Source organism: Frischella perrara (genome assembly GCF_000807275.1).
Classification (GTDB): Bacteria; Pseudomonadota; Gammaproteobacteria; order Enterobacterales; family Orbaceae; genus Frischella; species Frischella perrara.
Genome location: NZ_CP009056.1, coordinates 1,386,606 through 1,398,931, shown reverse-complemented (window position 1 = coordinate 1,398,931; position 12,326 = coordinate 1,386,606). Strand labels below are relative to the sequence as shown.

At 31.5% G+C, this 12,326-nt stretch carries 14 protein-coding genes and 1 riboswitch; of the genes, 6 read left to right on the top strand and 8 right to left on the bottom strand.

Annotated features, from left to right (window positions below):
- Positions 1-141 precede the first annotated feature (141 nt).
- Positions 142-1,878, bottom strand: a complete 1,737-nt coding sequence (argS, locus tag FPB0191_RS06105; protein ID WP_039104723.1) for an arginine--tRNA ligase — start codon at positions 1,876-1,878, stop codon at positions 142-144.
- A 118-nt stretch (positions 1,879-1,996) separates the two neighbouring features.
- A riboswitch (TPP riboswitch) is annotated at positions 1,997-2,120 on the top strand.
- Positions 2,121-2,191: 71 nt separating this feature from the next.
- Between argS and thiB the strand changes: the two genes are divergently transcribed.
- The 4 genes from thiB to proC all read left to right on the top strand — a co-directional run bounded on the left by thiB (position 2,192) and on the right by proC (position 6,458).
- Positions 2,192-3,190, top strand: coding sequence for a thiamine ABC transporter substrate binding subunit (thiB, locus tag FPB0191_RS06100; RefSeq protein WP_039104719.1), 999 nt, complete (start codon positions 2,192-2,194; stop codon positions 3,188-3,190).
- Positions 3,166-4,743, top strand: a complete 1,578-nt coding sequence (gene thiP / locus FPB0191_RS06095) for a thiamine/thiamine pyrophosphate ABC transporter permease (RefSeq protein WP_039104710.1) — start codon at positions 3,166-3,168, stop codon at positions 4,741-4,743. Before thiB ends, thiP begins: the two co-directional genes overlap by 25 nt.
- The gene (gene thiQ, locus FPB0191_RS06090) at positions 4,740-5,435 is read left to right on the top strand and encodes a thiamine ABC transporter ATP-binding protein ThiQ (RefSeq protein WP_039104708.1); all 696 of its coding nucleotides are present in this window, start codon (positions 4,740-4,742) and stop codon (positions 5,433-5,435) included. Before thiP ends, thiQ begins: the two co-directional genes overlap by 4 nt.
- A gap of 210 nt (positions 5,436-5,645) precedes the next feature.
- Positions 5,646-6,458, top strand: a complete 813-nt coding sequence (gene proC, locus FPB0191_RS06085) for a pyrroline-5-carboxylate reductase (protein WP_039104707.1) — start codon at positions 5,646-5,648, stop codon at positions 6,456-6,458.
- Between the two features lie 233 nt (positions 6,459-6,691).
- Here proC and FPB0191_RS06080 read toward each other — a convergent pair whose 3' ends face one another.
- The 7 genes from FPB0191_RS06080 to FPB0191_RS06050 all read right to left on the bottom strand — a co-directional run bounded on the left by FPB0191_RS06080 (position 6,692) and on the right by FPB0191_RS06050 (position 10,635).
- Positions 6,692-7,024 carry a Mor transcription activator family protein gene (locus FPB0191_RS06080; RefSeq protein WP_039104705.1) on the bottom strand — a complete coding sequence of 111 codons (333 nt, stop codon included), beginning with the start codon at positions 7,022-7,024 and terminating at the stop codon, positions 6,692-6,694.
- 148 nt (positions 7,025-7,172) lie between these two features.
- A complete protein-coding gene (locus FPB0191_RS06075; RefSeq protein WP_052236821.1) occupies positions 7,173-7,442 on the bottom strand; it encodes a hypothetical protein in 270 nt (89 codons plus the stop codon).
- Positions 7,432-8,670, bottom strand: a complete 1,239-nt coding sequence (locus FPB0191_RS06070; protein ID WP_052236820.1) for an ExeA family protein — start codon at positions 8,668-8,670, stop codon at positions 7,432-7,434. Before FPB0191_RS06070 ends, FPB0191_RS06075 begins: the two co-directional genes overlap by 11 nt.
- Positions 8,670-9,380, bottom strand: coding sequence for a hypothetical protein (locus FPB0191_RS06065; protein WP_039104700.1), 711 nt, complete (start codon positions 9,378-9,380; stop codon positions 8,670-8,672). The genes FPB0191_RS06070 and FPB0191_RS06065 overlap by 1 nt, the downstream gene beginning before the upstream one ends.
- 18 nt (positions 9,381-9,398) lie before the next feature.
- Entirely contained in the window at positions 9,399-10,079 is a 681-nt protein-coding gene (locus FPB0191_RS06060; protein WP_039104699.1) for a hypothetical protein, read from the bottom strand.
- 10 nt (positions 10,080-10,089) lie between these two features.
- On the bottom strand, positions 10,090-10,395 hold the full coding sequence (locus FPB0191_RS06055) for a helix-turn-helix domain-containing protein (protein WP_039104697.1): 306 nt from the start codon (positions 10,393-10,395) through the stop codon (positions 10,090-10,092).
- A gap of 39 nt (positions 10,396-10,434) precedes the next feature.
- On the bottom strand, positions 10,435-10,635 hold the full coding sequence (locus FPB0191_RS06050; protein ID WP_039104696.1) for a DNA-binding protein: 201 nt from the start codon (positions 10,633-10,635) through the stop codon (positions 10,435-10,437).
- 93 nt (positions 10,636-10,728) lie between these two features.
- On the opposite strand from FPB0191_RS06050, the gene FPB0191_RS06045 reads away from it, so the two are divergent.
- Positions 10,729-11,163, top strand: a complete 435-nt coding sequence (locus FPB0191_RS06045) for a helix-turn-helix domain-containing protein (protein WP_052236819.1) — start codon at positions 10,729-10,731, stop codon at positions 11,161-11,163.
- Entirely contained in the window at positions 11,147-11,734 is a 588-nt protein-coding gene (locus tag FPB0191_RS06040; RefSeq protein ID WP_039104694.1) for a hypothetical protein, read from the top strand. The genes FPB0191_RS06045 and FPB0191_RS06040 overlap by 17 nt, the downstream gene beginning before the upstream one ends.
- Positions 11,735-12,326 lie beyond the last annotated feature (592 nt).

Here is a 12,326-nt window from a genome sequence, read left to right as displayed (position 1 = left end):
AATGAATGTTAATTATTTAATAGATATTGAATTACTGATACTTAATGAAGTGAACGGCAAGAATGAGTCAATAAATTTAAGCCTAATATGATCATTGCTCGACATTAGTCTTTACCGAGCAATGATTATATCAAAAGACTTTTACATCTTTTCTACAGTTTTAATGCCTAACATATCCAAGCCTGTTTTTAGGGTCTTAGCTGTAAGTGCAGCTAATTTTAAACGGCTTTGTTTTTCATTACTACTTTCCGCTGCTAAGATCGGACAGTTTTCATAAAAACTTGAAAATAATGTGGCAATGTCATACAAATAATTACACAAAATATGGGGTAAACCATCATTCGCTACTGTAACAATAGTTTCATCAAATTGTGCTAAACGAATCGCTAAAGAACGTTCTTTATCATGAACGAGTTCAATGTTACCGTTTAAATCACTATCAATTGCAAGTTCTGCTTTTCTAAATACAGATAGCACGCGGGTGTATGCATATTGTAAATAAGGTGCAGTGTTTCCATCAAATGAGAGCATATTATCCCAATCAAAGACATAATCCGTCGTGCGGTTTTTAGAGAGATCAGCATATTTCACAGCGCCAATTGCTACCGCATCCACTACTTCAGCCAATTCTTCATCGGTTAATTCCGTATTTTTATTTTTAATTAGATTTTGGGCTCGTTCAACCGCTTCATCTAATAAATCATTTAATTTGACAGTATCGCCTGAACGTGTTTTAAATGGTTTGCCATCTTTACCTAACATCATTCCAAACATATGATGCTCTAATTTTAAAGATTCTGGTATGTAATGTGCCTTATGTGCGATCATCCATACTTGTTCTAAATGTTGATGTTGACGTGAATCGGTATAATAGAGAATTCGTTCAGCATGAAGTTGTTCATAACGGTATTTAATGGCTGCAATATCAGTCGTAGCATAGAGATAACCACCATCACGTTTTTGAATGATTACTCCCATTGGCTCGCCTTCTTTGTTTTTAAATTCGTCTAAAAATACAACTAACGCGCCATCACTTTCTACCGCCAATCCTTGATTTTTAAGATCACTTACCACTTTAGGCAGTAATTCATTATAGATACTTTCACCCATTGTATCTTCAAGCGATAAAGTCACATTTAAACGTTTATAAGTTGCGATATTTTGTGTCATAGTTATATCGACTAATTTTCGCCACATAGCAAGACAATATTCGTCACCACCTTGAAGTTTTACAACATAATTACGGGCTTTTTCAGCAAACTGTTCATCCTCATCATAGTGTTTTTTAGCAGCACGATAGAATGATTCAAGATCAGCCAATGCCATATCATTAGCGTTTTCGTTTTGCATTTTTTCTAAATAGGCGATGAGCATACCAAATTGCGTACCCCAATCCCCAACATGATTAGCTCGAATAACATGATGACCTAAAAATGCTAATACTCGGACAGTTGCATCGCCAATAATTGTTGAACGTAAATGACCAACATGCATTTCTTTAGCAACATTTGGTGCTGAATAATCGACAACGACAGTTTGCCCTTTATTTGCTATTGTTAAATTTAATTTACTGTCTTTAAGTGCTAATTCATTCAAGTTAGCAATAAAGTCTGACTTTAGAAATATATTGATAAAGCCCGGTCCTGCAATTTCTATTTTATCTGCAATATCCTCAATAGCTAATTGAGCTACGACTTTTTCCGCTAATTGACGCGGGTTGATGCCCATTTTCTTGGCGACAGCCATAATACCATTAGCTTGATAGTCACCGAATTGCGCTTTGGCCGATTGCTTGATTAAAGCATCACATTCAGGTGGCGCACCGGCAGCAATCATGGCATGTTTAATTTTGTCAGATAATAAATTTTGAATATTCACAGAAAGTTACCTAATTATTGCAAAGTAAATTGGGCAATATAATACCTGTAAAGGATGGAATTGTCATGCTAACAATGTGTTAAGCGTTTACTTTATTAATAAATCAGCTAAAATAAAATTGTTCTCAACGGGGAGCTAATAACGAAAGTCAGCTGAGAGTTGTAATTCATTAGAAATGGAAAACATGACCCGTCGAACCTGAACCGGCTAATACCGGCGGAGGGATTGAGCTTATCAAAGATGTAATTATGCACCATCTTTATTCAACTCAAACCTTTTGTCTTTTACTGAAATGGCTACCATTGGAGGCAAAATGTTTCGTAATCTTACGATCTTATTTATTTCTTTATTATTTATCCCTTTAGTTATGGCAACGGAAGAAAAGAAACCGATTCTGACGGTTTATAGTTATAGTTCCTTCCAATCAAAATGGGGACCTGGTGATAAAATCAAACATGATTTTGAACAACAATGTGACTGTATTGTAAACATTGTTGGTGTCGGTGATGCCGTCACCCTAGTTAATCGACTGCGTTTAGAAGGAGCAAAGACAAAAGCGGATGTGATACTGGGTCTTGATACTAATTTAATCAGCACAGCTAAAAAAGCACAGTTAGTGCAACCACATCAAATCGCTAAACCCGCTAACCTAACAATTGATTGGTGGGATAATGATTTTATAGTATATGATTATGGTTATTTTGCTTTCATTTATAATCAAAATAAAATCAAGAATCCTCCAACAAGTTTAGATCAACTGATTCATAATCAACATAATTGGAAAATAGTTTATCAAGATCCAAGAACGAGTACGCCGGGTCTAGGTTTTTTGTTATGGATGAATAATGTTTATGGCGATAAAGTCAATCAAGCATGGCGAGATTTAAGCAAACATACTTTAACGGTAACCAAAGGTTGGAGTGAAGCTTACGGATTATTTTTAAAGGGGGAAGCTGATTTCGTCTTAAGTTATAGCACATCACCCACTGTTCACATTATTAATGATCACGATTATCAATATAAAGCCGCTATCTTTGATGAAGGCCATTATCGACAAATTGAAGTCGCAGCTTTAAGTCGTTACACAAAACAAACAACCTTAGCGAGAAAATTTTTGGCTTTTTTATTAACGCCAGAGGTGCAAAATCAATTTGTTGAAAAGAACTATATGTATCCATCAATTAAGATCGAATTACCCAATGCTTACAATGAAATAGAAACAGTGAAAAAATCGCTTTCTTTTACTGAGGATGAAGTGAGTAACAACCAAAAAGCATGGATTACACAATGGCAAAATTCCGTCAGTCAATAAGTGATTATTTACCTGGATCCTTGGCCGTTATTTTTGTTACTGTAGTAATAATTTGTGCCTTATTTACTTTATGGTTATTTGCTTATCAACAAGGAGAAAGTGAGGTTAGTCTAGATCCATATCTACAACATGTTTTGTTTTTTACTTTTTATCAAGCAATTATTTCAACATTGCTATCGCTTGCTTTAGCGGTAATCGTGGCAAAATCACTGCTTTCAATTAATTTTAAAGGTAAATCATTTTTATTAAATTGCTATTCATTGACTTTTGCACTGCCTTCGTTAGTGGTTATTACAGGTTTACTATCAGTTTATGGGACACAGGGCATTATTGCTAATATTTGCCATTATTTTGAACTTAATTATTCATTGTCACTATATGGTATTAAGGGTATTTTGATGGCACATGTTTTTTTTAACTTTCCTTTAGCAACCAAAATTTATTATCAGTCTTTGTTACTAATACCTAATGAGCAAAAGAAACTTGCCCAACAACTCAATTTTAATTTATGGCAATCTTTTAAATATCTTGAATGGCCTATAGTTGCCAAACAATTATTACCAATGGGCGGGTTAATATTCATGTTTTGCTTTTCAAGTTTTGCAACTGTTTTAACATTGGGCGGGAGTCCTAAATACACTACGATTGAGGTCGCAATTTATCAGGCAATACGAGACTTTGAATTATCCCAAGCCGTAATATTGTCTTTTGTGCAGCTATTATTTTGTATCGGATTTATGTTATTGCTAAGGTTACTTACTCCAAAACATTCCCCGCAGTTAATCGCTAATAAAGAGTATTATATTGCGAGAACATCTTTAGTAAAAAAAGGTATTGCTGTTATTGTGATCTTAATGAGTGCGGTCTATATACTCAGTCCTTTATTGGCGATCATTCTTGATACCATTTGTTATTTTTCTACTGAATTTATCTCATTTTCATTAATCCAATCATTATTAACATCATTTATTGTGGCATTATGTTCAGCCATATTAGCGATGATATTAGCGCTGTCGATTCTTTGGACTAATAGTCGTTTAAGGCTTGTTGGACATACATTAGTTAGTGATTATCTGCTATTTCTAGGATCATTGATTTTAGCTATACCTAATATGGTTTTATCAGTGGGTTGTTTTTTATTATTCATCAGTATGACTGATGTACCAGGTTTTATTTTTGTATTGGTTGTTGTAAGTAACGCTTTATTAGCATTGCCGTTCATTCTTAGGAATTTAGCTACTCCCTTAGTAGATTTAACTAAACGTTATCAATATTTAGCATTATCCTTAAATATCACGGGATTAAACTATTTATATATTGTTGAATTTAGGGCATTAAGACAATTATTTACCTATAGTTTCGCCTTTGCTTGTGTTATTTCATTGGGGGATTTTGGTATTATTGCGCTTTTCGGTAGTCAAGACTTTATGACTTTACCTTATTATCTTTTTGAATTAGTTTCACATTATCGTTATCAAGAAGCTTCATTTTCTGCGTTAATTTTATTAATTACTAGCTATTTATTAATTAACTCGTTTGAGAGAACCCCATGATTGAATTACAAAATGTGAACTACGCTTATCAAGAACAAATAATGAGATTTAATTTTACGGTTAAAAAAGGAGAAACTGTAACAATTTTAGGTCCTAGTGGAGCAGGTAAAAGTACATTATTAAATATCATTGCCGGTTTTATCATGCCTGATAATGGTCAAATTATCTTAAATAACAAAAATAACACAGAAATATCGCCAGCTAAAAGACCCGTAGCAATATTGTTTCAAGAAAATAATCTGTTTACTCATTTAACCGTTGAACAAAATCTTGCTCTAGGGTTAACACCAACGATGAAGCTAAATATTACTCAGCGCTTAAAACTTGATGCCATTGCAGAACGAATTGGATTAACCAATCATTTATCAAAATATCCGCAACAATTATCGGGTGGGCAACGCCAACGCGTTGCAATAGGGCGCTGCCTACTTATGCAACGACCAATTCTATTATTAGATGAACCGTTTTCTTCACTCGATCCAAAATTGAAAAAGGAAATGCATATTTTACTTAATGAAATTCAACATGAATACCAGTTGACTACACTTATGGTAACTCATCAGTTGGACGATATAAATAGTTATCAAAACCGTTGTTTGGTTATATTTGATGGTCAAATAGTCTATGATGGAACATACTCAGGTCTTAAACAACAACAAGAAATTGCAAAATATTTGGGAATAGAATCCTAATCCAAAACGAATAACATAAAGTTGTATTTTGAAGTCATTAATGGCAAAGTTTGAAGGATATTTATAATCAATATTAAAGATAATTTATTAAGCTTGATATTTCGTTGATATCAAAATGCAAAATATATTGTTTAAAATATCTTTTGCTATTTATCCTGAATCGTTATATAACTTTTACACAAATCTATTTAATAATCAAAGAGGAACCTCATGGAACAACGTATTGGATTTATTGGGCTAGGAAATATGGGGTGTGCGATTTTACATGGAATTATTGCCAGCCAATTTATTCCGGCTTCTCAAATCAATGTTTATGATATTCATCCTGAGAATGGTGAAAAATTAAAAGAGAGTTATGATTTAAATGTTTTAGCATCAGCAAAAGAAGTAGCAAAAGAGTCTGATATCGTTTTTATTGCTGTTAAACCACAGAATATTAATGAAGTTTTAGCTGAAATTCAAAAAGAACTTAAAAAATCTACTGTTGTTGTGTCTGTTGTCGCAGGTGTGACTATAAAAATGATCGAAGCTATCATTGGTTATGAACAAAAGATTGTGAGAGTTATGCCTAATACACCGGCTTTAGTTAATTCAGCTATCTGTTCGCTTACACCTAATACGGAAGTTAGTCCCGAAGAGCTTCTTACGGTTAGAGGTTTATTAAATTGTATTGGATTAACCGAAGTTATACCAGAATCGTTAGTCCATTCAGCAACAGGCGTTGGTGGAAGTGGTCCTGCTTTTGTCTTTATGTTTATTGAAGCTCTAGCGGATGGTGCAGTAAAAGGGGGGATGACACGTAAACAAGCCTATAAATTTGCAGCTCAGACAGTTATGGGATCAGCTAAACTGATGTTAGAAACAAATAAACACCCAGGTGAACTAAAAGATATGGTATGTTCACCAGGCGGTATTACTATTGAAGGCGTTCAAACACTTGAACAAAATAACTTCAGAGCAGCGATAATGAATGCGGTTGAAGCATGTGTAAATCGCTCAAAACAGCTCTCGGGAGAAAAATAGTTTCACTGGCTTAAGCTCTTGTTCAATTAAATCAATGAATTGATCAAGAGCATAACGGGTATTATTTGTAATGTATTTCTAAAAATGTAACAGATAATGGGTTTTACCTTTATTATTGGGAGGAATCAATAACCCAAGAAGTGAATGACCAATCATAGTCTAATTAACAAAAATTATTAAATTGCGATATTTAATCAAGTATTAACCACATAGATTGCAATTTAGAATCATAATTATTTTTCATTTAATTGACGTTTGTGAATACGATCGATAACTTTTCTTATTCCCCTTTCAGTCATGTTATATTTATTACTCAGTTCATTGTAGTTATTTCCTCTAAATTCAGCATATATTTCGAGATCTCGTTGATTTAATTTAAAAATATGATCACGTGGAAAAGTAAAATTTTGACCACCGAATAGTTCTGAAATAGTATTTGCCACGTTATCACCTAATTGCGAAGCAACTTCTTGACTTAGACCAAAGTCAAGGGCTTGATTAGTAACAGATAAGGCAATATGAGTTAATAAATGGTGACGTTTAATTGACATTGCAGATTTAGCCATAAAATTCTCCTTTTAAAATATATTAGGTTACTAAGTTTGATATGTTTTTGTAGTACTTAAGTGTTGTAGCTGAAAATTTAATGGCGATTTACAGTAAAATTTATTTTATATTTATAATCAATGTTACTAAATCGCCTTGTTATTTTTATTATGAACGACGAATATTACGTTCTTTCCAAATTATTCGGCAACCTTCTAATTCAAATTGTCCAAATCGATAATAACCTTCATGGCGATAATAAATGGCTTGTCCAATAGTAATATAAGTATTACATTTTGGAGCATAATCAATCTCAACTGTTGGTTTAGATTGTGAATCATGGTAAAAACCAATGATGATAAAACCTTCACGTGATAATAACTTAACAGCCTGATTGATGGCATTAATACTATTATGGACGCGGTGGTTAATATTCATTCACTCCTCCATATTCCTTAATACACTCAATAATGATTTCTCTGGTTATTTTCTGAGCTCCTAGACGTGTGGCGGTATTCAAGGCATTGGATATCAGATTATTTACAGCTAAGGGATAACATAAAGAATGAACATATTTGATATCACCATTATTAGAAACAATACGAAAACGATTCATAATTTCATCAAATGCTGAGGAATCAAATAATGTTATATAATCCATATCTATTCGCGCGAATTTGTGTTTAATATAGTCTTCAATTTTTAAATCAAGTGGTTTTAATTTGGCGATTTCACAGCGTTGTATTAATTCTCGTAAAATAGGATTACTTTCTGAAAGTTTGGCTTGTAATTCTAATTGACCAATTAAAATAATCGATAATAATTTTTTGAATCCTTCCTGCAACTCATAGAAATGTTTTAACTGCCTAAGCATAGAAATTGATAATTGATGAGCTTCTTCGATAATCAATAAATGTTTACGACCGGTAAGTGCACTATTCTTAAGTAGTTCATACATTTGTCTAGCACATTCCTCAGGATTAAGACTCGGTTTTATATGTGGATTAATGGCACGGATAATAGCAACACTCATATCTGTACTATTGAGAGTGTTTTCTTTGAGTTCATTATCCGTTAATCCCAAAATATAAGGAGCAATGACAGTAATCGGCTCATTTTTTACGTTAATCCAATTAATTAAATCTTGATATAAAACCGATTTACCGCTACCTGACTCACCGATTACAGCTAGCATTCCACCATTTTTTGCCGTTAGACGCATTGAATCCCGCACGTTACGAATATCATCTGACAAATAGACATCAATATTTTGCGTTATTTCGTTGGTGAATGGATCGCGCGGTATATTAAAATATGTTTGCGTTTCTTGACTAATTTTCTGTTTTCTTAATAACCTATAAATCGATTCCTGATTTAATGATCTCGTTAAACTCAAAGGTGGAGGTGTATTGACTAAATCGTTTTCAACCCCCGAATCTGGTTCGAAAATATCAGTTAAATAGTGATTTTCGACATCTAACTTAATTAGTGCTTTCTTAATCTGTTGTTCAAGTTGATTACGAGAAATTGAACGTGGCCATATATCACGATTAACAATCAAATTAATCACGGCTTGGCTAATGCTATTGCCTTTGTATTCAATGTGCTTTGCTAATTGCGCTTGGGTAATATTGAATTGCTTCATAACTCTTTTTAATTTTAGCATTATTTGACGCTCCTTAATCTGGTTGTTCCGTTTTCGATTGTAATAGTTTTTTTATTTAATTTATTCAAGCTATTATCTTCTAATCCTTGGATATCATTTTTATAACGATTGTTTAACCAACGATTGTTTAACCAATGATTTTTTTCAATGGCTAAATTCTTTTTTTGTGTATTAATTATTTTTAGTGTGTCGCTATGGATAGAAAAAATTGTAAAAATAGATTTGAAAGACTTTAATGAATGAAAATCATTACATTTATAATGATTTTCTAAATTATCAAGATGATAAATAACAGAAAAATTATATATTAGGTGGTTATATAAATTATAGATTAATAAAAATGGTTTATTGGCTTGCCTAAAAATTATTTGATCCATGATCGTAAACAGCGTTAGCGTTTTGGATTTTTTCTTCTTTTTAGATTCATTTTTTTTATCAATAATATATAAATCTGCTTGCAAATTAATGTGGTCAAAATGATCAGCCTTGTTGATAACAGAAGGTAAACAATTGTTATTAAAGGTAAAAATGTTTGTTGAGATAAGATAATCGTCAATAATTAATTTGCTAATTACATGATTTAAATAATATAAATACTTTGTTTTTTGTGTTCGTGTTAATGCAAAAATGAAACCAAATTGACTATCAATAATTTGATTAAATAAAGCTGTAAATGTCATTAAAAATTTATTAATAGTAAACATAATCATTTTAATCACCGATTCTTACTATTTAGTATTAGTGGTCATAACATTACTATTGATGACGGCATTAGTTTCTATATTGATTGTGAAAACTATCCAAAATAAACGATAAATTTTTCTCATATTCATAGCGCTCACATTTATAATTTGCTGTAGCATTGTTAATTTTCTAAGTAATGATTTTAATAAGATATAAATTTGAAAAAGGCTACAATTCTGTTTTAATTTCTCTTTTTGTAATCTGCGAGAGTACTTTTTTTTGATTAACAGTGCTTTTTCATGATTATTTTTAGTGATTAATGCTAAGGCTGATTTAATTAATAATGCATTACTATTTGATTGAGTAACATTAAAAAATGATGGATTTTTGAATTTTAAATGTCCATCATTTTGACTTATTTGGCGATGATTAATATCCATTTGAGATATTACCTCTAATACCTTTTTAATTGAAAATTTAAGTCTAGTAATCGTTAAACTAAAGTATTGCCAAGATATAGAACTCGTTACAGAAATAAGTAAAATGTTAATGTTTTTTTTCGACTTTTTATTTTTATCCAATTGATTTATATAAACATATTCTTTCTTAAAAACATAAGCAGCCGGTACCAAAGTGGTTAGAGTGTTCATTACCTTGTTAATTCCTTGCTGATAAAATATTGTAGATTTGATCGCTTTAGAATATGAATTTCTTGCTATAAACATTTCCTTGATCCTAACTTGCGTCATTCATAATTTCTTGATTTATATCAATTATTTTTTTATGGATTTGATTTAAATGCATCGCATGTGCTTGAGCAATTTGTAACATTTGAATACTATGTGCAAATGATCCATTCTCAAGTTTAATAACTAGTCCCTCTTCAATTAATGTTTGAAGCGATCTTGTTATATTTACAGGTGATTCGTTTAGTATTTTGGCAATTTCACCATTAGATAATCCAGTTAAGGTATGTCCTTTCAAAGCCTTTAAAACTTTTAATATTCTTGTTCCGGAAGTTGAAATTTGTGATCCACTCATATTTTTCTACCTTTTGCTGTATACGAAAAACTGTTACAATTACTTGTACTTATGTGTTTGCTTAAGACCAAGTTTAACTGCAATATCATGTGTTTTTCCACGATGAGCTTTGCTCAAGCCGTTAAGCACATTGTAAACAACGACAGGATGGTAACCATTTTCAATTGCCCATGATTTAATGGTCTTTCCGTTTTGTTGGAATTTCTGTTTAACTTGTTCTGGAGTGAGTATTTTTGGCATTTTATTCTCCGTTAATATTAGTTATTAATAAGTAATTTATAATTTATATAGGCATATTGTATCCAAATGGATGCTATGTCAAGGTGTTTTTGGATGCATTTAATCGAATTAGATAAATTACAAGTCGGTGAAAGGTTAAAAAAAGTCAGAGGTAACCTTTCACAAACAGCTTTTGCGAAAGAATTAGGTTTAGATAGACAGAGTATTGCTCGATATGAATCAGGGAATAGGGTTATTGATGCAAATGTCATCTTTATCTTAATGGTTAAATTTAATATCGATCCAACTTGGTTACTTACTGGTGAGGGAAATACGTTAGATTTAACAAACGATGAGCAAGAGCTATTGCTTTTATTTCGTTCTTCCCCTTTAGCCGTTAAGGCTGCAGCTTTGGGCGCACTAACAGCAGGAACAGCACAACAAAAAACAGGTGTTAATATATCTAATAATAGTATCCATAATGGACAAATAGCTGGCGGTAATATTTATACATTAAGAAGGCAAATAAAAAATGATAATAAAAGTTGAGGATAATGTAGCCGAGCAAATAGCTGGCAGAAATATTTATAATATAACTACTAATGGTGTTGAAAATGATTGTCGCCCATTAGTTCCCGCTCAAAGAAGAACTTTACATAGCTTAATTTCAGATATTGAAGGATATGGTGAATTTAGTGCAAGAGAGATTTGGCTTAAATTGCATGCTCTATTAGGCGTTTGTAGTATCAATGAGATAACAGTATCTCAATATTCTACTGCCGAAAAATTTTTGATAAATGAAATTGAAGTAGCAGCTGAAAAAGCTACTTGCAACATGCTAATTCATTTAATTTTGATCGAAATAGATAACCGGATTGATATAAAAGAAAAGATGAATTATTATGGAACAAGGCAATTTGGAACGTCTAATCTTAAACAACTTAATAAAATTCAATTACAAAATATCCTAAATTATATTGAAGAGTTGTCAAACCTTCAAAACTTAAACAACCAAAGTCTCTTTAAACAAACTAAAAGCTTATTCAAAACTAATACTAGACCGACTCTAGCGATATTATTGACGGGATTTATTTTGGGCGCCATTGTGACGCATTTATGAAAATCGATACTATCTCTGAGATTAAGTCAAAAATGACAACTTAAGTTATGTTTAATTAATCGTTGAAAAGGAGTAGTAAACATAGAATAGTTATGAATTTTTATCACACCTTAATAAGCGTTCATGTAGGATAAGTATGTATCATATAATCAGTTTAATTAGACTACTATAAACTATTAATGATAAAAGACATTTTTTAATCCAGTTAATTTCAATGGAAATAAAATATGCACTTAATCACCCTTTGATGTAATTTAAAGTTTTTGTGAATTGAGTGCATTAGTGTAATTATCTTCAATTTTTCACCTTCAGCTTTGACTATTTTAAAGTGCCAGATAAAGGATTGTTAAAAATAAAATCTGTTTATTTTTGTTTAAAAAATTCAAAGTACATTTAATTTTTTTGAAAAATTAGATATGTATTTAACCTTATCTTTAACGCTTATTCTTCCATTACTTTTTAAAAACATCTAAAAAAATAAGAAAAATTACAGAAATTGTTTATAATAAAATAATTATTCCAAAAAATAATTCTATTTTTATTACTAAATTTGCAAATAAAGAGTTAACATTAACCACAAGCGTCAAGATAA

Bases quoted from the DNA above. Each gene is read 5' to 3' on its own strand.
- thiB (WP_039104719.1), top strand. From the start codon at position 2,192: ATGTTTCGTAATCTTACGATCTTATTTATTTCTTTATTATTTATCCCT.
- thiP (WP_039104710.1), top strand. From the start codon at position 3,166: ATGGCAAAATTCCGTCAGTCAATAAGTGATTATTTACCTGGATCCTTG.
- thiQ (WP_039104708.1), top strand. From the start codon at position 4,740: ATGATTGAATTACAAAATGTGAACTACGCTTATCAAGAACAAATAATG.
- proC (WP_039104707.1), top strand. From the start codon at position 5,646: ATGGAACAACGTATTGGATTTATTGGGCTAGGAAATATGGGGTGTGCG.
- FPB0191_RS06080 (WP_039104705.1), bottom strand. From the start codon at position 7,024: ATGGCTAAATCTGCAATGTCAATTAAACGTCACCATTTATTAACTCAT.
- FPB0191_RS06075 (WP_052236821.1), bottom strand. From the start codon at position 7,442: ATGAATATTAACCACCGCGTCCATAATAGTATTAATGCCATCAATCAG.
- FPB0191_RS06070 (WP_052236820.1), bottom strand. From the start codon at position 8,670: ATGCTAAAATTAAAAAGAGTTATGAAGCAATTCAATATTACCCAAGCG.
- FPB0191_RS06065 (WP_039104700.1), bottom strand. From the start codon at position 9,380: ATGATTATGTTTACTATTAATAAATTTTTAATGACATTTACAGCTTTA.
- FPB0191_RS06060 (WP_039104699.1), bottom strand. From the start codon at position 10,079: ATGTTTATAGCAAGAAATTCATATTCTAAAGCGATCAAATCTACAATA.
- FPB0191_RS06055 (WP_039104697.1), bottom strand. From the start codon at position 10,395: ATGAGTGGATCACAAATTTCAACTTCCGGAACAAGAATATTAAAAGTT.
- FPB0191_RS06050 (WP_039104696.1), bottom strand. From the start codon at position 10,635: ATGCCAAAAATACTCACTCCAGAACAAGTTAAACAGAAATTCCAACAA.
- FPB0191_RS06045 (WP_052236819.1), top strand. From the start codon at position 10,729: ATGCATTTAATCGAATTAGATAAATTACAAGTCGGTGAAAGGTTAAAA.
- FPB0191_RS06040 (WP_039104694.1), top strand. From the start codon at position 11,147: ATGATAATAAAAGTTGAGGATAATGTAGCCGAGCAAATAGCTGGCAGA.